The following is a 20,239-nucleotide window of genomic DNA, read 5'->3' on the forward strand; positions in this document are numbered from 1 at the left end:
GTCTTGCGTCAGCGCCCGTTATCGGTCGCACTTCGGTCATTCCGCTAGCACCAAAGATTCTGCCGCTCGCTCTTCAAAACCAGTAGAATTCGCTTGCATTCCCCCCCCCCTGTGGATACTCGGCGTGACGAAATGTATCTATGATGGGCATAGGGCGAAGAGACGTTCCATGCTGTGCTTGGGGAAGCATTGATCGGGAGTAGCCCAGTTCATAGGTGATGTTCTGGAGGACCTTGCTCGGTGAAGATCAGAAAAGTAAAAATCCAGAACTTTCGAGGCGTGAAAGAACTTGACTGGAGCCTCCCCAATGCCGACATCTTCTGCCTGATTGGCAAAGGTGATTCTTCCAAGTCCACGATCTTGGAGGCCATCAGATATGCCTTCCATCCCCAGTGGAACCTGACCCTCAGCGACTCTGATTTTCACCAGTGCAATGTCGCCGACTCAATCGTAATTGAAGTCACCATCGGGGCCTTAACAGAAGCGTTCTGCTCGTTGGACAAGTACGGGCTGTACCTCCGCGGCTGGGATTCAGCGACGCTCAAACTCACTGACGAGCCTGAAGATCACTTGGAGGGTGTCTTGACCGTGCGGCTGACGGTCGACAAGGATCTTGAGCCCAAGTGGGTGGTTGTCTGTGATCGACACCCTGACGGTGTTCCGTTCAAGCAGGGCGACAGGAACAAGGTTAGTGTTGGTCTCATCGGTGCCTACAGCGAGAAGCAGCTTTCGTGGGCTACAGGCACGGCGTTGGCAAAGCTCACTGAGGCACAGAGTCTGAACGAGCTGCTGGCAACTGCCTCTCGCACGGCCAGAGCCTCCTTGGATGCCAATCGGCCTGTCACCCTCAAGAACTTCGATACTGCGGCTGAGAAATCGCAGGAGATTGCGAAGCTGTTGGGGGTGCCGGTGTCAGACGCCTACAAGGCTCACCTCGATCTGGCTTCTATCAACCTGAAAGCTGGTGGGTTAGCGCTCCATGACGGTGACATCCCTCTTCGTCAGCTAGGTCTGGGGTCTCGGCGAATGCTGCTGTGCGGTATTCAAAAGATGGGTTTGGAAGAGGGCCACATCACGTTGTTTGACGAGGTGGAGTTTGGCTTGGAGCCGCACAGAATCACCCGTCTTATCAAGCACGTCCGAGAGGACAAACGAGGTCAATACCTCCTCACCACGCACTCGCCCACTGTCCTGCGAGAACTGACTGTCAAAGAGCTATACGTAGTGCATAGCAAGGGCGGGGTAGTGCAGATCACTTCCGCAGCGAAGGACGGTCTGGAACAGCTTGAAGTGCAAGGAAAGATTCGGTCCAGCACTGAAGCGTTCTTGGCGAAAAAAGTGGTGGTCTGTGAGGGCGCTACCGAAGTTGGATTCGTGCGAGGATTTGACGATCACCAAGTCGGCAAGGGCAAGGACCCTCTGTCCTATCACGGCATTGCCCTTCTGGACGCGAAGGGTGCCAGCAAGATCAAGGGCTTAGCAAAGGCGTTCAAGTTGCTCGGCTATGACGTTTCAGTGCTTGCAGATGCAGACGCTGAAGATCAGTTCTCTATGGCAGACGCTGCTGCACTTGTGAAATTGGGTGTCTCGGTCCACATGTGGAGCGACAAGCTCTCCTTGGAAGAACGAGCACTCCAAGATTTGCCTTGGGAAAGCGTACTGTTCAGTTTGAGGCTTGCGCAAGATGAGTTGGGCTTTGCTGTCTATGACCAGGTGCGCTCCGAGTTTCAAGAGGCGCTTGACCAGGACATCGCTAAGTGGGCTGATGGTGCGAAGCTGCGGACCGTGATTGGGGTTGCAGCTAAGAAGGGCGGCTGGTTCAAAGACACCACACGGGGCGATCAGTGGTTCAAAGTCGTGAGCCCTGCGTTCAACGACGCCGCATTCTCAAGGAGGGACCTGGCAGTCAAACTGGGGGCGCTTTGGACTTGGGCAGAGCATGTCTGAGGAATTGGCCCTCAAGCTCAACGACTTCACTACCAAGGGGTATGTGATCGCGCCGGCCGGCTACGGCAAGACGCACCTCATCGCCATGGCAGTGAAAGCTGCCAGCAAGAAGCAACTGATCTTGACCCACACCTTCGCGGGTGTAAACTCCATCAAGGCCAAGATGACGGCTCTTGGCGTGCCGTCCTCCAAGTACCAGATTGACACGATTGCGAGCTGGTCGCTGCGGCTCTGTTTGGCCTATCCGAAGACTTCCGGCTGGAAGGGAGAGCACCCCACAAGCAAGCAGTGGAACAAGCTCTACGAGTGCTGTTCTGGGCTACTGGGGAAGCAGTTCGTTCGCCGCGTCGTCGCTGCCACCTACGCCGGCGTCTATGTGGATGAGTACCAGGACTGCTCTGATATGCAGCATGGCCTTGTATGTGTCTTTGCTGAGTTCATGCCCTGCCGAATCTTGGGCGATCCGATGCAGGCCATCTTCGACTTTGGTGGTGACGAAGGCAAGCCCGTTGATTGGACGGTAAGTGTCTATCCGACGTTCACCTGCCTCGGTCAGCTAGATACTCCGTGGCGCTGGAAGACAACAGGTGACCCGAAGCTTGGGGATTGGCTCAAGAAGGCGAGAGAGACTCTGGAACAGGGTCAGAAGATCGATCTTTCAAATGGCCTGCCTGCATGTGTGAAACGTGCGCATACGACCCCAGAATTCTTGGCGTCAAAGCAGTACTCCTCTCTCATGGACTTACTGGGGAATCACGATAGTGTGATTGCTCTGCATGGTGGCGATCAGCAATACAAGAACAAGACCCATCTGTTAGCACGAACCATGGGGGGAAAGTTTTCTTCCATTGAAGAGGTTGAGGGCAAGGATCTTCACTCATTCATCAAGAAGCTTGTTGCAGCCCAAACAACCCAGCAAGGCTTCCTCCTAGCTTTGGTTTTTTCCAAGAAGTGCTTCACTGGCATAGGGGACATTTTGACGGCGGGGACGAAGAAAGGTGAGGTCGCAAAGCAGAGCAAAGTCACCAAGTACCCGGTGGTCCTTCATGCTGCCAATGCCTATCTGAACAGCCCAACAAGTGCTCACCTTAGAGCGTTCTTCTTGGCGTTAAAGGACAACCCTAAAACGTCAGCCTACCGTCGTGACCTGCTGTATCGCTTTCTCAACGTTCTGAAGATTCACATTGACGGTGGCGGTGCGACACTGGTGGACGCGGTAAACCTGTACCAACGTGAAATGAGGCGAACGGGAAGGCCCATCAGCCACCGTAAGCTCATTGGTACGACGCTACTGGTGAAAGGGCTTGAGTACGACCATGCAGTCATTCTCGATGCAGACACTCTGGACGCGAAGGGTCTGTATGTTGCAATGACCCGTGGCGCCAAGACCCTGACGATAATTGGCGAGCAGCGGTACCTGCCGGCAAGGTGAATCGGCTAAGTTTTCCTAGATAGCCCAAGGCAGCGTTAGGTCATGCTCAGAATTCTGCAGAAGCCTCGGCGCAACGACTGCTCTGGGTACATCTCAGCAATCATTGGTTTTTGCTGATTTGAACGACAGCATCCGGCCTGAAGTGGGCATCGGGGCCAAGACGCTGAACTTCCGCCTCTGGCCGGACACGGGCATCGCTGGGCAGGAGATAAGGAAGATTTATCGAGGATAGGGAGGTCATGATGCGCTCCCAATCATGGCTGTTGGCGGGCTAGCACTCCACGCCCAACGCGGCGTCGCATACATGCGGGCCGATGCCTGCCGTCGAGGCTCAGATGCAATCCAACTGGGCCGTCAAGTGGCCACACTCCCAGGCGAGAAGGTCCAGCATGGCATGGAAATGCCGGGAGTCATTGCGGTCCTGCGGACTCAATGTGGACACTGCAACTCAGACGCGCTAAATTGAATAAACGGAGATGGCGTTCCTCCTTTAACCGCAGCGATTCCCCTGCTGCTGATGACGCCTACAGACACCTGACCACGGTCGGGGCTGTAGGCGCTCGCGTTCACATCCCTTGCCGTTGGTCAGCCCGATTCATTTCGAGCAGACATGACCAATGCGCGGATTTCGCCGTCCTGAACAACTTGAGCTGCTGCCCTATATCGGCAAATGGCTCGCTATCGCCAGCCTCGTTGCCTTCCTAGCGGGCACCGCTTCCGCCTTCTTCCTCGTTTCCCTCGATCGCGCCACCGCGTGGCGCGAGACGCACCACTGGGTCATCTGGCTGCTGCCGGTAGCCGGCTTCGCTGTCGGGTGGCTCTACCACCTGATGGGCAAGACCGTCGATGGCGGCAACAACCTCATCATTGACGAGATTCATGACCCCAAGAAGGTTGTGCCGCTGCGCATGGTGCCGCTGGTGCTCGGCGGCACCGTCGTTTCCCACCTGTTCGGTGCCTCGGTAGGCCGCGAGGGAACCGCCGTGCAGATGGGTGGCGCACTGGCTGACCAGCTCACCCACCTGTTTCGCATGAAGCATGAGGACCGGCGCATCCTGTTGATGGCCGGCATCAGCGCCGGCTTCGCCTCCGTATTCGGCACGCCGTTGGCCGGCGCCGTGTTCGGTCTTGAAATCCTCGCCATCGGGCGCATGCGCTACGACGCGCTGTTCCCGTGCGTCGTGGCCGGCATCGTCGCCGATCAGGTCTGCCTGGCCTGGGGTGTCCACCATACGCACTACGTGATGGGTGAAATCGTGCCCGTCAGCTTCTGGAGCGTGATGGCGGTGGTCGCGGCCGGGATCGTGTTCGGCCTCGTGGGCATGTTATTCGCCACGACCGCGCACAAGTTGAGCGCGGTGGTAAAACGCCTGATCCACTACGCACCGCTTCGGCCCGCTGCTGGCGGCATCGTCATTGCCACGGCGGTGTGGGCGCTCGATGCCTACAGCTACATCGGCCTGGGCATCCCTGACATTGTGCGTTCCTTCCAGGAACCGATGGCGCCCTGGGACTTCCTCGGCAAGATGGCGTTCACGGTCGTCTCGCTGAGTACGGGATTCAAGGGCGGCGAGGTCACACCGCTGTTCTACATCGGCGCGACGCTGGGCAATTCCCTGGCACCGCTGCTGCAATTGCCGTTTTCCATGCTGGCCGGCATCGGTTTCGTTGCCGTGTTCGCGGGCGCGGCCAATACGCCCATTGCCACCACGCTCATGGCGATGGAGCTGTTTGGAGCGGAAATCGGCCCGCTGGCCGCAGTCGGCTGCATCACGGCCTATCTGTTCTCGGGCCACACCGGTATCTACCATGCCCAGCGCGTGGGTCACAGCAAGCACAGCAAGCACCGCAACTCAGTTCCCGAAGAACTACGTATCGCTGATCTTGCGCATTTCCACAAACAGAAGGAAGAGTCGGCGGGAGAAGTCCCGCCGGCGCCGGAGAACAAGACCGAAGTATCCGTCGCAGCAGAGGAAAAAGCCCAATGATCTCAAAGTTCAGCCAGCAGCATATCGTCGCCCTACGACTGTATTTCCCAACCGCCACCAAAGCCAAGGTCACGCGCTTCTGGCATCACTTGAGTGCGCCTGCGCTGGCACATCATCTGCTGACGGTCGCCAAGAAGGCCAACATCGTGCAGGCCATACTCCATCAGGTTGGTTCTGGCTACCTGCCCGGCGAGCGCCTGTCGCACCATCATCCTGAACTAACGGGCATGCGGCACCCGCAATGCTTGGAGTTGCTGGATACCGAGGAGCGCCTACGCAAGTTCATGCACGAGCATCGCGAGGAACTGCGTAAGGTGCATGCCGTGCTGTTCCTGTGTGAACTGCCGCTGGCCCACCACCGCACCGTCCATGCAGCATGTACCGGCGAGGTTAGCTAACGATGGCGGGCGCATACGCAATCCTCGCTCTCAGCATCGGCTCGGTGATCGGCGCCCTAGTTCGCTATGGATTGAGCTTGAGCATGAACGCACTCGTCCCGCATATCCCAATGGGCACCTTGGCATCCAACCTGATCGCGGCCTACATCGTCGGTGTCGCCATCGCCTATTTCGGCTCGATGCCGAACCTGTCCCCGGCCTGGCGACTGCTCATCATCACCGGATTGGCCGGAGGGATTTCCACCTTCTCTACGTTCTCGGCCGAACTGCTGACGCTGCTACGCGAAGGTCGCCTCGGATGGTCGGCCGGCATGGTTGTCCTGCATGTGGGTGGTTCGTTGGTGCTGACCGCCCTGGGTATGGCCACCATTTCGCTCGCCCGACAATCTTCACCCTAGGAGGCTCCATGAAAGGCTATCAGCTGACATTTTTCACAGCGCAGGACCGCAGGCATCGGCACACCCCCATCGGCGAGTGGTTGCTGAACATCGCCAAGGAGCACGGTGCAGTAGGCGGCACAATGGTCAGCGGCGCAGAAGGATTCGATCACGTCGGGCGCTTCCATTCCGCGCATTTCTTCGAGCTGGCAGACCAGCCGGTCGCAGTCACCGTCTCGGTGGACGAGGCAGGGTACCAACGCCTGATGGACGCGCTCGCTCAGGAAGAGATCAGCCTAGCCTACGTGAAAGTACCCATCGAGTACGGGCGCGTGGGAAAGGCCGCGAGATAACCCGTATGCCGTGCCAGAGGTGTCCATTACTCACAGGCAAACAGAGGCACCTTCCCAGCTGCCACAGGGGCGCGCTCTGTAGTTGACTCTAGTGCAGATTCCAACATTCGTGCTGCCGGATTCGTCTCGGCTGCACCGGCTTGATAGTAGCCGATGACACTGGCCACCGATCGGTGATCGGTCATTGCCATAATGGCTGGCAGGGCAATTCCTTGCCTAGCACCTTCCGTCACGAATCCCGATCGTAGGCTGTGACCGCCAAAGCACCCCACCAACCCGGCAGCGCGTGCGCGATTCTGGATGATGGTGGCCACCGACTTGGGTGACAAGCCAGCCCCAACTTTCCCGCGTGTTAATTGGCGGAAGAGGGCACCCTCCTGCAGTCCAGCCGCTTCGATCCAGGTGCGAAGCGCTTCGGCCGGCGGACCTAACAAGGGCTTGTCCGGCGAGCCGCCTGCTTTGACGCCCTCCTGAAGCGTTTTGCCGACGTCCAGGTGGTAGAGGTAGCCGCCGTCGATCGGCGCAAGCTTGCTCAAGGTGGCATGGGCCGTCTCGCTCCGACGGCGCCCACCACTGGCGAAAGCGAAGTAGAGCAGGGCACGATCCCGTTTCCCAACAAGATCGTCCTCACAGGTCGCAATCATCGCCATCAATTCGGTCGCGGTGATCGCCGTCTTCTTGCTCGGCCGCTCGCCGCGCTTATGCGCGGCGCGACGGCCCTTGGCCAGCAGTTGCCGCACCTCGCTGCTTTCGCAGGGATTGGCCAGCTTGAGCAGTTGATGGGCGCTGGAGAGCACCGCGACGCGGTGGACGATGGTCGACAGCTTGAGCGGTCCTTGGCGCTGCTTGAATTTGCCTTCCACCAGCAGCGCATCCAATGCCGGCGGCAGCTCCCAGGCCAGGGCATCGCCTGAGCGCCGGGCCAGATGATCGATGATGAACTGGATCACACAAGACGCGTCCACCGGCATGGCGATGACCACGCCGTAGCGGCCTTGGTACCAAGCCGCCCAGTAGCGCAAGGCGCTGGCGTAACTGCGCGTGGTGTTGGCCGAGGCCGCTTCGGCGAAGACTTCGCGCACCGCATCCGCCGAGGACTGCGACAGCTGCGCCACGGTCGGTTTGGCAGGAGCCGCGGTGGTCAGAGTTGGCAGGAGGTCGCTCATAAGTAATTGAAAATATAGCGTAAAAATCGTCCGAGTTCCGATAAATATATCTTATCGGAACCATCAGAACATAGGGTAGGGGCTCGTTCAACGGCTTTCCACACAAATCACTCAACCATCCGTTGCGTGACATACATCACGCTTACTATGATCGCGCGGACACACTTGGTGTCAGGCTCGAGGGATCGAAATGGCTGTCTATGTCGTCACCTGGAACTTGAATCGCGAAGCCAACTACGACGCAAAGCGCACAGCGTTTCTCAAGCAAGTCAACCAATATCAGAACGTTGCAGATCCCGGACTGGAGTCAGTTCGTTGGATTTCAACGAACCTAACACCCGACGCGCTCACAGATGATCTTAAGCATCCGCTCGATAAGAACGACAGACTTTTCGTAGCGCGCATCACCACCGGCAGCCACCAAGGCTGGTTGAACAAGGCGACCTGGGATTGGATCAACCAGCGACTGTGACGTCACAAAGGCTTTCCAGTGGCGTCTTCCTAGGCGCCACTCCATCTCGGTCACCGTAACGGAATCCGCCGCTCTGCTCGCCAAATCTGCAGCAGAGAGACCACTAAGCTGCCCCAGAATTCAAGCAGGCGAGGATTGCCGGGCCCGGCTAGACGGGACGCCCCTGATCGTTACCCCAGGCCGCTGAGGTGGCTCAGAAATGAAGCTGATGGTCATAGCCGTCTCCTGAAGTAGATGCTCTCGAAGGCGCGTGGCTAAAGCGCCTTGGCAACATCATTGGGGACGCACCAGATTCGCGCCCCGCCATTGGCGATACGCCAAGATCACAGCGAGTCATTGGGACTGCACGCAGCTCAGTGCATCAATTGCTACAAGTTGCCTCACAAGCTGCCCTAAATTCGCAGCGCTCAACATGGCCAGGAGTGAAGTCAGGGATCTGAGGACTGGGGAGGCTCTGGCTTCTTGGGTAGCGATCTTGCCTGTAACATAATATACATTATGCGCAATTCTGTCAGGCGCTTCGGTCAGCGCTGGTCCTCCTTCGTCGGCTCCGCGTGGCAATGGCTGGGCCTCTGGCTCGGCTCTTGCCTGCGACCTGGGACCCCGGCCAAGGATGAGATCGCGGCATGATCGTGTTCGACCCGCACCACCGTATCGACTTGACCGGCCCTTGGGCCGGTTTTTCTTTCCTCGGTGATCGGCTGATCACTCCTGAAGGCCGCGAGCTGCTGCCGGAAGATCTGGCCTGGCTGTCACTCACCGCCTGCCAAGCACAGGAATGGCGCAGGATGATGGAAAACGGCCGCGCGATCGGCGGCACGCGAAAACCGTTGCCGCACAAGGCCGCCACCGTAGTGAATCTCTCCGATGCCCTGGCAGAACGCCGCAAAAAGCGGTTGCCGGTGGCGATGGCCGGACCCGACGCCGAGCCAACCACGGCAGTCCTGCCAGCACCGGGGCCGAAGCCTCTCCAGCGCGTGTGAGGCGCTTCCGTAGGGGCGCTGCCCCTACACCCCGTCATTGCTCCCGGCAGCGTTGCCAGCCACCTGAGGGCGACGACACTTGCGCCCACCCGTTCGATAGCTTCCGGAATGCTTGTCCGCCGATACATGCGTATCCCGAACGTTTGGCCGCATCAGAGCCCAGAGACGGTAGCGAAACCACCTCCGTTGATGGAGACGGACGCCCGGCGTTGCGCGCCTCATCCTGCAATGTCCGGGCCTCGATCCCATCGCAGACGCCCTTCATTGCCGGGTGCGGATGATTAGGCCAGCGATATTGGTCGCAGTTGAAGGGTGTCGTTGTCTTGGACATCGAATTGTGCGCCACCTTGGGTGCAACAGGCAGCGGCCTGGGCTTTGGCCCTGTAGCAGATTGAATCTGCGCAGCCGCGGGGAGCGCAAGCGCAAGTAAAGCAATGCAGAAACCAGCTCGGATATCCATACCCTACCCCTGTCAGGCTGTTATAGCTCTGGCAGAGGCTACCACGACGAACGGCACCGCCAGCAAACCTCACCGCTCATCACATCTTGTTCGGCTGTGTGGCTGATGTCATTCGACTGGCGCTTGGGAAGGGCGCGACCTCAGGAAAGCTTCCTGAGAGCCGTTCTACATGGCTGATTGTCGCCCCCTGACTGGCAACACTGCCCTCGCCTCGTCTGTCCTGGCGCGAGGCTGATTCGGAGCGCTCTGGCGTGTCCTGTGGCCGCAGATGATCGTTCTTGCTCGCAGGGGCCTTGAACGGGTTGTAGGGCTCGCCCCAGCGGGCAATTTCGCGGCAAACGTCATCCCTGACAGCCACGATAGGTTTAGTGCCCTGATCCGTGACGCAGCGGCAGCTGTTCTCCGTACTCATGCAGTACAGATGCGGGTCAGAGACCACTGGCCGCTCCATGTACGCGGGAGCCGACCACGGCACGTCCTGAACCATCGGTGTAATCGCGGCGATGTAGTCCGTTCCTGTCCGCATTGCAACACGGCTCCCTGACGCATTCGCAGGCTCACTGCCGCCGCTCCGGCTCGCCGTGGGCTCGCCGGGCGCGGCGGCAGCGCCCTGCTCTTGTTCGGCGATATCCGCGTATGCGCTGCGGAACATGAAGTACCACACGCCGAACAACGCAGCCGCGCCGAGGCCGCCAATCAAAATGGCCTTCTTCACCACTGCCGGCATGCGGTACTTGATCGTATGCGCGCTGTTGGCAGAGACGTACATCTTGCCGGCCGTTTCAATCGGGAAGCGGAACGTCTCGTAGTCGGCCTTGGATCGGCCGCGAGGGCTGCGCGGGTCCTCCATGATTTCGTCACTGCGGTAAAGCTTGGATGACAGCTTCCCCGACTCCCGGAGCAGATGCTCATGGCAACCCACAAGGTCCTTGATATGGCTGTCCAGGTACTTGGGATGCTGGGTGAGCAGAACCATGCGCACGCCCTCTTCGCCACGCATGGTATTCATTGCTTTGAGGTAGTCCGGGGCGTATCCCGAACGCCGCTCGCCGAACCACTTCTGAGCCTCATCCACAAAAAGGATCGCGCCGGGCGGCAGCTCCTGCCACTTGCGCGGATCCTCCCAGTCGATGACGCCGGACACTTGCAATCCCTTAAACCCCGACTGGTAGACCTTCTCGCCATCCTTGATGGCTTCCATCATCAGCTGCACTGCGCGCAGCGTCTTGCCGCTGCCAAGGATGCCGGTCAGTAGCGACATTGCAGCGGTTTTGTAGATGCTCACGGGTTGTCTCTCCGGCGCAAGAACAGTCGCTCCGTGCCCTTGAAGCCGTAGGCACTCAGGATGATTGAGACAGCAACGTCAACGCCGAGAGCATGCAACCACATCGCGATGTTTCCCGGCATTGCCTGCCACTTGGCGATGGCCCAGTCCAACAGTGGCTGCAAGATCATCACGTAGCTGCCGAGGCCGATCCCGAGGCCAAAGAAGGTCTTGGTGACCCAGCGCGCAGCCTTGCTGATGATTACCTTGGAGAGCCATACGCCCAACCCCTCAGTAAAGAGACTCATCCGTTCCCCCTCATGATCCCAATGGCAGCAAGTGTCGCGACAGCGATGATGAGCATTCGGAGGATTGGCAGGAAATCGAGCACTTGTTGAGGCATCTCGAACTTCACCCCCTCGACCTCAAAGCTGTAGCCAAGCTGGCCGCCCGCGTACGACACTTTGCCTTCGTCAAGCGACGGATTCTTGCCGGAATCATCAATGAAGATGCTCCCTTTTCCGTCGTCGCCGTCGCCCTGGCCTGCGTGTTCCTCAACGCCTTTCGTGAGCTTCTCAACGGAGCAGCGTGCCCGCCACTGCTGAAGAAGCTGGGCGTACGCTTCGGCCTTGCAGCTGGAACCGGCGCAGACCGGAACGTCGTTGTCGCCGCAGCCGTCACCCTTGCTGATCTCCGAACCCTTCGTGTTGCACTGAATCTTCCACGTGAATCGAAGATGGAGACATTTCAACGTATCGCCTGTACAAAGCGGCGGCGTGTCGCAGTTGCCGCTATCGCTGGCCGAGTCCCCCTCCCCCTCCTTCCCGCTGCCGCCACTTCCCTTGCCGGGCGTGCCGTTGCCACTTGTATTTCCGGTGCCATCAGCGTTGTTGTCACCAGTTGAATTCTTGGCCTCACCCTTGCCGGTCTGACCGTAGTTGGTGACGTTATACGTGGTGCATGTGTTGTTTATGCAGGCCGTCTGCTGATGGCCTTCCTTTCGCTGATACTCCTTCGTTGGATCGTCCGACGCCGGGGGCATGACCGGCTTGCCTTTCTCGCCCTTGGTCTGAGCGTCAGAGCCGTCCTTCTTCTCGCCAGTTTCGTTGGGTTTCCAACAGAACGTCTTCCCTGTCGACGAAGTTGCGCAATGATCGCCATTGGGCTTGATACACGCTGTTTGGCCTCCCCCGAGCGCTGTGCATTCATTTGGCTTCGGCTTCGACTCCGATTCCTTTGTTGGCGGGTCTGGGCTGATGCCAGGTTGCCCACTAACCGACTCACACACGTCGCCGCTGTAATAGCGGTCCTTCATCCCGTAGACCTTGACCCCGCCACTCTCTTGAGTGAAGGGTGTACCAAGAAGCCTGCATCCACCGACGCACGTATTGGGAGCGCTATACCAGAGCGCTGCGTCGCCCGGAGGGCTTAGAGAGTTTCGACCCTGACAGGTTCCTGCGTAAGGGAAAAAGCGTTCCGGAACGCAATCAATCCATGCACCAGCGGTGCTACTGGGATGCGAGAAGGTACACCGGTACGCGGAGCCGTCCTTGGTACAACGAGTGCTGGCTCCCGGATAGTCAGATAGCGTTCTGCGAACCTGATACTGACAGTTCGCATATGCCTCACCTTGATCCACAGCTGCATAAGCGCTCTGTGGCGCAAGCAACGATGCCACGCTCATTGTCGCGCAGACTACGGCCAGCCACATCATATGCAGGCGCGACATCGTCACACCCTCGCGCAGGCAGCGGTGAGAACCATCCACCACAGCAACATCACCAAACCTTCCATAAATCCCCCTATTGAAAAAGGGGAGGTTGCCCTCCCCTTACTGGAACTGCCCTGCCGGTATCACTTCTTGCCGATCAGGCCGGCTGCGCGAAGGCCCCACACGGCAGCGGCGAAGGCGATGATGATCACCAGCGCGTAGCCTGCGTAGGTGCCGATCTTGACGGTGATGCTGGACGGATCGAACGCCGCGTCCTGGGCCATTGCGAGTGACGGCAGCATGGACGCAGCACCGACCAATGCCACGCCACGGGCCTTGGTGGATGCTGCCAGAGCCTTGGCGCGCAGCACGATGCTTTCACGGTTCTTGCGGTTCATCGGATTTCTCTCTCTTCTGGTGGGAATAGCAGGCGTTTTGCGACGGCCACGATCATCACTGAGGTGAAGAAGGTGGCGCCGACCACGTTGGCCTGTTCAACAGTGGGCAGGTAATGCGTCACATCCGATTGCTCCAACCAGACCTCTTTAGAACAGGTGCCGGTTGCTTCCTCGTAGGTGACGCATGTGAGGACGCGGGCCATGCTCAGCGACCACCAAGAATCTTGGCCGCCAGACCGACGGCGAAGATTCCTGTAAACACGCCGATGCAAAACCCGATGAGGATCAACGTGTACGGGTTCTCAGTGGCAATGAGCATGCCCATCGCTTTAGGCCTTCGCCGCAGGAGGTGCGGCCTTGAACCCGATGGAAATCAGGTCTACGTAGCGCTTCAGCACCAGATCGCCATAGGGCGAAAGTGCAAACGACTTGGGATCAATGTCGTACTCGCCAGCCGGGTACGGCGGACGCTGGCCGAGGCCGACGCGGAACGGCAGTTCAAAGCCGTTGCCCAGGTCGAGGCCGACCATCTGGGAGCGGATGATGGAGTTCGTCTTGGCGTTGTGCTGTTCATCGACAGCAGCCGACTTCACGCGGCAGATAGGCATAGTTCTTCTCTCACATAGCGATGGAGTGCGTCACCCTTGGCAATACCGCGAAACCGTCCGGGGTGACCGTCACGGAGGATGCGGCTCTCTACGAAGTCGGCCCATGAATCGCCGAGCGCTCCGCGAAGGACGTTGAGGAAGGGCCCTGCCTGTCGATGCGCCCACTCAATACCGGCTTCGACAGAGGTTTCCACCTGCTTTTGCAGCGTGCGCAGTCGCGTGCACACGCCAGTAATGAGGTTCTGCAAGGCGCTGTACGAACCGCGCAGGTATGCGCCGGGGTTCAACAGCACATCCAGCGGGATTTCCATGTGCTTGCCGTACAGGCGCACTTCCGCGCGCACCCAGCGCGAGGACGGGAGGCCTTCGGCCTTGCCTTTTTCATACACGCACAGTTCCTTGTGGCCTTTGCCGCCGACGTACAGCGTGCAGCCGGTGTTGTGGCCTTCATCGGAAATGAAGCGGTGACGCGGAGGGCATCCGCCCTCGGTAAAGCCGCCCTGCGCGGCAACCTCGCGGAGCGCATGCACGTCCAGGCGTTCGCCCTCGTAGTCGTCGTGCGCGCAGTCAACGCGGGTGATCTTGGCATCGAGCATGGCGCACTGCTTGTAGACGCGTGCCCAGTCACGAATCCACTTGCAGCCCATGCCGGTGAGGCTCAGGCACACGGTGCTTTTTTTGCCCCCGATGCCGACACGGCCAACCACCTCGTTTTCCCGGTCGATCAGCACCGCCGACTGCTCGTAGAAGTTCCAGTTCTTCTCACGGATCGCACCGGCAACAACTTCGCCACGGAAGCCGAAAATGCGGAACAGCAAGAGGTCCAGCTTCTTGCAGTTCACTTCTTCAAGGGCGGAGAGCGGGACCACAATGGTCAGGTAGTCGATGATTGCGTCCTGCTGACCCTTTTGGCCCGTGTTACTCCCCGGGCCAATCTCCGCCGCCGCCCGCTGCCCCTTTTGACCGGGCGAAAGCGGGGAAAAGCCCCCTGCCCGGCCCTCTACGGCCATCCTGAAGCGAGCGCGATCAACGGCCATTGCCTGCCCCCTTCGCGAGCTTCCACAGCCGACGAAGCCCCAGCCATGCCTGCTCGATCACGATGGAGACCAACGCGCCTCCCAGCCAAACGGCTATGAGCGCGGCGCACGCCGCAAGACCCATATCGAACTCCGCCAGTTCGGCGAACGAGGGATACCTGCTCATGCGGCGCGCTCCTGCTCTTCGGCGTAGCGAGCGGCGGCCAGCAGATCACCGCGCTTGGTGGCGGCGATTTCAGCCTGATAGAGGGCTTCGTGATTCGGGGTCCAGCCAGTTGCGGCCAGTTCGGCGCGTGCCTGGGCTACGAAGGCGGCTTCGTGTGCAGCACGGCGGGATGACTCCCCTACCCGACCGGCGCACCACGAAACCAGTTTGACTACCCCAAACGAGACGGCTGCGACGGAACCCAGCAGCGCGGCGGTGACAAGTGCATCCATGTGCCCTACCCCTCCCCAAGCCCCTGCCCCAAGGGAACCCGCCAGCGGCCTTGGGGTGCCGGTGGCGGGGGATTCAAAGGCCCTTTGAATCCGGACGTGATTCAATACCCCTTGTAATCCAAAGTCAAGGGGCTTTGAAAACCATGTCAACCATTGATGCGCTGCTGGACGCGGCGAAGGCCGCCACGAAGTCGAGCAATGACTCCGAGCTTGCGAAGGCCTTGGGGATCAAGCCTGCTGCTGTAAGCAACTACAGGCGGGGCGTTTCGCTCCCGAATGCCGTTGTGTGCGCAACTCTGGCGGGGCTCACAGGCACCCCGCTGGCGCGCGTGCTGGGGATTGTCGGCGAAGCCAGGGCCATCAGCTCAGACGAAAAGGCCGTTTGGCGTAAGCTCGCGGCCACCGCGATGGCCCTATGTTTGGCCGTTGGTTTCGCCCTGCCCCACAAGGCTCAGGCGGCCGTGCCGGGCTTCGATAACGCTCACGTTGTATACATTATGCGCAATTCTGTCAGGCGCTTCGGTCAGCGCTGGTCCTCCTTCGTCGGCTCTGACTGCCACAACGGAAACGCCCCAGATCCCACAGCTGTCCGCCCGTATTTCCCCACAAGGACGCCCGCGATTTCCAGATCTCCCCCAAAGATGCCCTTGATTCCTGGATCCGCACCTAAGACGCCCTCGATTTCTGGCTCCACATCCAGCTCGCCCTTGAGTTCCCAACTGCGCACCTGATCGGTCAGAGCTTGTCGCCTGCACTTCCCAGTTCCGCCAGTCGCGACATTGGTCGCAAGAACAATTAGACGAGATCTCGGGCCTGAACGTGCGAACAGTTCAGCGGGTTGAGCAGGACTACAACACCGCGACTTCCCTGGGTGACGCGCCACGCCCCGCTCCACCTGCTCAAGCGCGTCGCTCGCCCCCTGACCAAGCTTTGACCTTAACTGGGCGTCGGTGACTCCCTCCCGTTCTGGTCGGCATCTGGGCCTTGTAGCGGCTCAAGCGCTGAGCTATAACGCCTTAGCCAGTCGCTATAAAGCGCCGGTGTTGTGCCCGCATAGCCAATAGGCTCCGGGTGCCCGAGGTCCACCCAATGGGGGCACGGGAATCCTTCGATTCCGGAGCCATCCATGACCGCCAAACGCCGCAGATCCCTTCGCACTTCTGCCTTCTACGCCCAATCGGGCCGTTGCTTCTATTGCGGCCTGCCGATGTGGCTCACTGCACCCTCAGAGCTCGGGCTGAAGGCCAGTAAGGCCCGAGCCTTTCAATGCACCGCCGAGCACCTGGTGGCCCAACAGGACGGGGGCAGAGACGTGTCCGGGAACGTGGTGGCCGCGCATAGCCGGTGCAACCAGGGCAGGCACCAGCGGAAGGGACCAGCCCCTTCCGCTGAAGCGTTCCGGGCGCTGGTTCAGACGCGGCTGGCAATGGGGAGATGGTGGTCCCGACTGCCATCAGGGATTGCACGTGCTTCCGTATGGCCAATTGAATTGAATCTTTGCAAGGAATCGGCAGCTGCTTGCCTGATTCGCTAGTCCACACTAGTGGCGCCCGGTTGCGGTGCTAGAACGGCGAGTCTGCTGCGAAATGGTCGCGCATTGGGCCTAACAAGGTCTGCGACCCTGTCAACACGTCCGAGAATTCCACCTGTCGCCACCTTCTCGTTCCAATATCGTTCCATCCACTCGGCTTTATCCAGGATCTTACCCGGAGCGCCTAGCAGCCTCTTGGCGATGAAATGCCGGATGAGAGCGGCCTGGCTATCGAGAATCACGACGCCCGCCCTTGGATTAGAGTCATAAGCGCTGTACGAGATCAGATAGTGGACATAGTGGCGGTCTGGCTCTTCGTCATCCCACGTCAACAGGTTGCTTAACCCCGCAGCGCGAGCATCCGATCGCACCTCTTCGCTCACGAGCACCATGGGATTGCGTGCTTCCTTACATTCCATGCGATAGGCGTCCAGCATCGCCGGTCCGAAGATCATCTGAGAATCATGATGAATGCTTCCAACTGTGAGCCCTCCACGTATCAATATATCAACCACTAGCAGGTTCTCGGCCAACATTCTGATGCAGCTCAGGATGTCGGCAAGGCCAGCAGGAGAGCGGCTGCTTGATATGACGATGCAGTCGCTGAAGTAAGTGAACAAAAGTCCTGTTGCTGGGTTGCAGCACGCTGTGTTCTTTAGTCTGTCGATGGCCTCTGCTATTTCATCAAGCTTGCTCATGTCGGCTGCCGACTCTTGGACAAGTGCGGAGAACCCGAGCATGTCGATGAAGGCGACGTACTTATCTTGGTAGAGCATGAAGAACTCCTTAGATGGTCGTGCCCATGGTGCCGAGGGCGGTTCCATTTGACCAGCGGGTGCGGGGCACGTCATAGGCCATGGAGCAATGTCAGCGACCTGGCTCGCGCACTAGTCTCGCAGAGGCTTGTTACGGCGCATCTTCGCATCGGATAGAAGCGAGCGAACGAGAGAGTTGAAGTCCATCCTGGCCCTAAAAGTTTCCTTCACCCTTGGTTAAACGAATGTCCGCTTTCGGTCAGAAGCGGACCAAAGTAGCCGGTGCTCTTCGCAGCCCGTACGCGACTTGGAGTCATATCATCAATCTGTATCAGGGCTCAGACCTAAGTGCCTGATGGTCCAATTCAGCGACACTATCCAGCTTCGGCGTCATCGCACACTTCGGGATACAGCCAGCGCGATCCGCTTATGGAACCAAACCGCACTGTGCCTTACTCTTAAGGAACATTGCCAACGGCAACCTTCGGCAATTGAATTTAGAGAATCCGGGCGGTTCATCCCGCGCGGCCCGTTAATGTCTACAGCTGTGGAGTTGTGAATGGCAGAAGATCAAGGTGGTGAAGAGGTAATTAGGGAGATAGGGAAGGCGCTAGCCCTTGCGTCTGAGCTTGATCCACAAATTGTTAGATCGCTTCGCTCCGCGATTGTTCAGGCGATGTCTGATTACGAGGACGACACGAATGCACAAGCTGCAGCCGCACTTGCGGCGGTTCTCGATTTTAGACCTGTGACGACCCAAGACGCCCTCTCGCAAACCTTGGGTGAGATCGGGAAGCTGGTCCAAGGTCTCACCGGACTGGAGGACGTTCATTACACTGTTGAGACACCAGAAGGTCGCCGAGTTCGCTCAATCCGGTCACATCTACCAACTGTATCACCCCAGCGTTTGACGGATCACGAGCAGGCAGATCTTGAGGCCTATATCGCTCGATATCTGCCACCGGACGACCCTCGCGAGGAACACGCGCCACGAGGACCGCGACTGTGACGATCAGTAAGTTAGCAATCCTCAACGCTGTGAAAGCAGCCATTTCGCGTGCTAAGGCGAGCGGGTCTCCCTACGCGAAAGGAAAGGCTTACGAACTTCGGGTGCTGCTTAGGCTTCTGCGAATCATCGATAGTGCGGGCTACAAGCTCACGTGTACCCCCAAGATGGCAGGCGTCCTGACGTTTGGAGGATCTCCATGCAAAGCAAACCATCCGGATCACGATTACATCAGTGGATCTACGTCTACTGAGAAGCTCGAGATTAGGATTTCAGTGCAGGTCACCACACTAAGCCATAGCTGGAAAGGCACGACGGTGGTCAAAGCGGCTGACCGTCACGAGATTGACGTCGGTGTATATCGTCCGATTAAGACCCGTCGCTATCCCGCATTTACGGAGTTACTTCTTGGGGTCTCGTGCAAGACTGGCGGCTGGAACAAGGCGTACGTCCGCGAGGCGCTAGGTATGCGTAGGGAGCTAGGATTCCTCACATCACCTAGGACGAGCTTGACGAGCTCAGCTCCGTGGTTCATCGCAACAGTTCCCTGCGATCCTCCGGTTCCCTTTGCCTTGTACGCGACCAACGCTGGGTCCGCCGTGTATGCGTCGTTGGCAGCTTTGGGGCTCTACGTCGAGCACTACAAGGGGTAGCGGAAACAGGCTTTGGAGTACGGATCAACTCAGGTGTGTCGAGAACGATGCCCGCTTTGGGTCGAAGGCGGATGCCATCACCGGGCCGGTCGCCGCCCAATGTCCGCTTCCGGCCAGAAGCGGACATCCACCCTGCCCTCGATAAACATCCCAAATCCACGGACGACCTTGGTCTGCTTTGGCCTTCTGCCTTAGGGCCAGACCTGAACTTCGATTTCAGCCCCTAGCGTATTTGACTCCCGCGACCTAGATCTCTCCTAGATCCTTGAGCAGGGCTTGCCCCTTCTGCAGAAACCCAACTAGCAGTCGACCTCCTGCTACTTTCCGGCCCAATTGCCCATTGAGGTAGCTGACCTGGAGACGCGCATGGGCCAGCAGATCCACCTGGGCCATGCTAGGGGTCGCGGCCTGGAGCGGTTCGCCCGGCGACGCCATCTGCCCCCCGATCGGCTGGACAACGCAAGGGCGCCGGCTGTCACTCTTCGCATACGCCGTGGCCATCATCCGGCCGTTCTTCAACGACCATCCACCAAGCACCAACTCGGTCCCGAGTTGCTCGATCGGCAATCCCGCTTCGCTAACCGCTTTCTCAAAGTTCGGCCAGAGTTGGTCCACCACCAGCCCTAGCTCGGCAGATAGCTGTTCTATTGTGAAATCTGCGCGGAAGCTGGCCTGCAGTGCAAGCTCGTAGATGCGGAGGAAGGGGGAACCGCAGAATTCGGAAAAAATCGTACGCTAAGCTAACGGTGTTCTCGTGACAGCTCTTTGACTAGGCTTTCTAAGGGGTCGTCTCAGAAAACGGAAAATAAAGCACGCTAAGGCATAGCCGAACCTGCCAAGCTTGCTCCACCCTGTAGTGACGCGATCAGCGGGCAGGAAACGTTCCCCCTTCGCGCATGGCAGGCGCGCACCAACTCAGACAGCACGGCCTCCATGCGCGCCAGGTCAGCCATTTTCTCGCGCACGTCCTTGAGCTTGTGCTCGGCCAGACTGCTGGCTTCCTCGCAATGGGTGCCATCCTCCAGCCGCAGCAGCTCGGCGATCTCATCCAGGCTGAAGCCCAGCCGCTGGGCTGATTTCACGAAGCGCACCCGCGTTACATTCGCCTCGCCATAGCGGCGGATGCTGCCATAGGGCTTGTCAGGCTCCAGCAACAAGCCCTTGCGCTGATAGAAACGGATGGTCTCCACATTGACCCCGGCCGCCTTGGCGAAAACGCCAATGGTCAGGTTCTCCAAATTGTTTTCCATATCGCTTGACTC

23 protein-coding genes and 1 riboswitch are annotated in these 20,239 nt (G+C 59.0%); of the genes, 11 read left to right on the top strand and 12 right to left on the bottom strand.

Annotation, left to right across the window (positions count from 1 at the left end; all coding sequences use genetic code 11):
- Positions 1–240: 240 nt before the first annotated feature.
- The 6 genes from ACSYS9_RS11635 (at position 241) to ACSYS9_RS11660 (ending at position 6,495) form a co-directional block, all read left to right on the top strand.
- Entirely contained in the window at positions 241–1,947 is a 1,707-nt protein-coding gene (locus ACSYS9_RS11635) for an ATP-dependent nuclease (protein WP_099596056.1), read from the top strand.
- Entirely contained in the window at positions 1,940–3,379 is a 1,440-nt protein-coding gene (locus tag ACSYS9_RS11640; protein WP_180874484.1) for a UvrD-helicase domain-containing protein, read from the top strand. The genes ACSYS9_RS11635 and ACSYS9_RS11640 overlap by 8 nt, the downstream gene beginning before the upstream one ends.
- A gap of 463 nt (positions 3,380–3,842) precedes the next feature.
- Positions 3,843–3,913, top strand: a riboswitch (Fluoride riboswitch).
- Positions 3,914–3,996: 83 nt separating this feature from the next.
- Positions 3,997–5,367, top strand: coding sequence for a voltage-gated chloride channel family protein (locus tag ACSYS9_RS11645; protein WP_099596054.1), 1,371 nt, complete (start codon positions 3,997–3,999; stop codon positions 5,365–5,367).
- On the top strand, positions 5,364–5,765 hold the full coding sequence (locus ACSYS9_RS11650; protein ID WP_099596053.1) for a hypothetical protein: 402 nt from the start codon (positions 5,364–5,366) through the stop codon (positions 5,763–5,765). The genes ACSYS9_RS11645 and ACSYS9_RS11650 overlap by 4 nt, the downstream gene beginning before the upstream one ends.
- 2 nt (positions 5,766–5,767) lie before the next feature.
- Positions 5,768–6,163: a fluoride efflux transporter CrcB gene (crcB, locus tag ACSYS9_RS11655; RefSeq protein WP_099596052.1), complete on the top strand. Its 396-nt coding sequence runs from the start codon at positions 5,768–5,770 to the stop codon at positions 6,161–6,163.
- An 8-nt stretch (positions 6,164–6,171) separates the two neighbouring features.
- Positions 6,172–6,495, top strand: a complete 324-nt coding sequence (locus ACSYS9_RS11660) for a DUF190 domain-containing protein (protein ID WP_099596051.1) — start codon at positions 6,172–6,174, stop codon at positions 6,493–6,495.
- A gap of 26 nt (positions 6,496–6,521) precedes the next feature.
- Here the strand turns inward: ACSYS9_RS11660 and ACSYS9_RS11665 are convergent, their stop codons facing one another.
- The gene (locus tag ACSYS9_RS11665; protein WP_099596050.1) at positions 6,522–7,661 is read right to left on the bottom strand and encodes a site-specific integrase; all 1,140 of its coding nucleotides are present in this window, start codon (positions 7,659–7,661) and stop codon (positions 6,522–6,524) included.
- 190 nt (positions 7,662–7,851) lie between these two features.
- Here ACSYS9_RS11665 and ACSYS9_RS11670 point away from each other — a divergent pair, with 190 nt between their 5' ends.
- Positions 7,852–8,133 carry a hypothetical protein gene (locus ACSYS9_RS11670; RefSeq protein ID WP_197578891.1) on the top strand — a complete coding sequence of 94 codons (282 nt, stop codon included), beginning with the start codon at positions 7,852–7,854 and terminating at the stop codon, positions 8,131–8,133.
- A 626-nt stretch (positions 8,134–8,759) separates the two neighbouring features.
- Positions 8,760–9,116: a DUF3653 domain-containing protein gene (locus ACSYS9_RS11675; RefSeq protein WP_440569342.1), complete on the top strand. Its 357-nt coding sequence runs from the start codon at positions 8,760–8,762 to the stop codon at positions 9,114–9,116.
- A gap of 539 nt (positions 9,117–9,655) precedes the next feature.
- Here ACSYS9_RS11675 and ACSYS9_RS11680 read toward each other — a convergent pair.
- The 9 genes from ACSYS9_RS11680 to ACSYS9_RS11720 form a co-directional block, all read right to left on the bottom strand.
- Positions 9,656–10,861 carry a zonular occludens toxin domain-containing protein gene (locus tag ACSYS9_RS11680; RefSeq protein ID WP_440569344.1) on the bottom strand — a complete coding sequence of 402 codons (1,206 nt, stop codon included), beginning with the start codon at positions 10,859–10,861 and terminating at the stop codon, positions 9,656–9,658.
- On the bottom strand, positions 10,858–11,148 hold the full coding sequence (locus ACSYS9_RS11685; RefSeq protein WP_197617634.1) for a DUF2523 family protein: 291 nt from the start codon (positions 11,146–11,148) through the stop codon (positions 10,858–10,860). Before ACSYS9_RS11685 ends, ACSYS9_RS11680 begins: the two co-directional genes overlap by 4 nt.
- The gene (locus ACSYS9_RS11690; RefSeq protein WP_440569346.1) at positions 11,145–12,155 is read right to left on the bottom strand and encodes an A coat protein; all 1,011 of its coding nucleotides are present in this window, start codon (positions 12,153–12,155) and stop codon (positions 11,145–11,147) included. Before ACSYS9_RS11690 ends, ACSYS9_RS11685 begins: the two co-directional genes overlap by 4 nt.
- 539 nt (positions 12,156–12,694) lie before the next feature.
- Positions 12,695–12,949 (bottom strand): hypothetical protein, encoded by a 255-nt coding sequence (locus ACSYS9_RS11695; protein WP_305101001.1) that lies wholly within the window; start codon positions 12,947–12,949, stop codon positions 12,695–12,697.
- Positions 12,946–13,152 (bottom strand): hypothetical protein, encoded by a 207-nt coding sequence (locus ACSYS9_RS11700; RefSeq protein WP_197617631.1) that lies wholly within the window; start codon positions 13,150–13,152, stop codon positions 12,946–12,948. The genes ACSYS9_RS11695 and ACSYS9_RS11700 overlap by 4 nt, the downstream gene beginning before the upstream one ends.
- A gap of 126 nt (positions 13,153–13,278) precedes the next feature.
- Positions 13,279–13,557, bottom strand: coding sequence for a single-stranded DNA-binding protein (locus tag ACSYS9_RS11705; RefSeq protein ID WP_440569349.1), 279 nt, complete (start codon positions 13,555–13,557; stop codon positions 13,279–13,281).
- Positions 13,539–14,594, bottom strand: coding sequence for a replication initiation factor domain-containing protein (locus ACSYS9_RS11710; protein ID WP_440569351.1), 1,056 nt, complete (start codon positions 14,592–14,594; stop codon positions 13,539–13,541). The genes ACSYS9_RS11705 and ACSYS9_RS11710 overlap by 19 nt, the downstream gene beginning before the upstream one ends.
- Entirely contained in the window at positions 14,584–14,760 is a 177-nt protein-coding gene (locus ACSYS9_RS11715) for a hypothetical protein (RefSeq protein ID WP_440569353.1), read from the bottom strand. Before ACSYS9_RS11715 ends, ACSYS9_RS11710 begins: the two co-directional genes overlap by 11 nt.
- On the bottom strand, positions 14,757–15,032 hold the full coding sequence (locus tag ACSYS9_RS11720) for a hypothetical protein (RefSeq protein ID WP_440569355.1): 276 nt from the start codon (positions 15,030–15,032) through the stop codon (positions 14,757–14,759). The genes ACSYS9_RS11715 and ACSYS9_RS11720 overlap by 4 nt, the downstream gene beginning before the upstream one ends.
- A 143-nt stretch (positions 15,033–15,175) precedes the next feature.
- On the opposite strand from ACSYS9_RS11720, the gene ACSYS9_RS11725 reads away from it, so the two are divergent.
- From ACSYS9_RS11725 to ACSYS9_RS11735, 3 genes are all read left to right on the top strand, one after another.
- The gene (locus tag ACSYS9_RS11725) at positions 15,176–15,763 is read left to right on the top strand and encodes a DUF3693 domain-containing protein (RefSeq protein ID WP_440569357.1); all 588 of its coding nucleotides are present in this window, start codon (positions 15,176–15,178) and stop codon (positions 15,761–15,763) included.
- A 73-nt stretch (positions 15,764–15,836) separates the two neighbouring features.
- Entirely contained in the window at positions 15,837–15,986 is a 150-nt protein-coding gene (locus tag ACSYS9_RS11730) for a hypothetical protein (RefSeq protein WP_324615445.1), read from the top strand.
- Between the two features lie 253 nt (positions 15,987–16,239).
- Entirely contained in the window at positions 16,240–16,566 is a 327-nt protein-coding gene (locus ACSYS9_RS11735; RefSeq protein WP_323162603.1) for an HNH endonuclease, read from the top strand.
- On the opposite strand, the gene ACSYS9_RS11740 is transcribed toward ACSYS9_RS11735, so the two are convergent.
- Positions 16,563–17,339: a hypothetical protein gene (locus ACSYS9_RS11740; RefSeq protein WP_032966761.1), complete on the bottom strand. Its 777-nt coding sequence runs from the start codon at positions 17,337–17,339 to the stop codon at positions 16,563–16,565. The two genes, ACSYS9_RS11735 and ACSYS9_RS11740, sit on opposite strands and share 4 nt — an antisense overlap.
- Positions 17,340–19,792: 2,453 nt before the next feature.
- Positions 19,793–20,227 (bottom strand): Hg(II)-responsive transcriptional regulator, encoded by a 435-nt coding sequence (gene merR, locus ACSYS9_RS11745; RefSeq protein WP_005413387.1) that lies wholly within the window; start codon positions 20,225–20,227, stop codon positions 19,793–19,795.
- Positions 20,228–20,239 lie beyond the last annotated feature (12 nt).

The sequence above is a fragment of the Stenotrophomonas sp. STK17_22 genome (genome assembly GCF_051983905.1).
GTDB classification, from domain to species: Bacteria; Pseudomonadota; Gammaproteobacteria; order Xanthomonadales; family Xanthomonadaceae; genus Stenotrophomonas; species Stenotrophomonas maltophilia_A.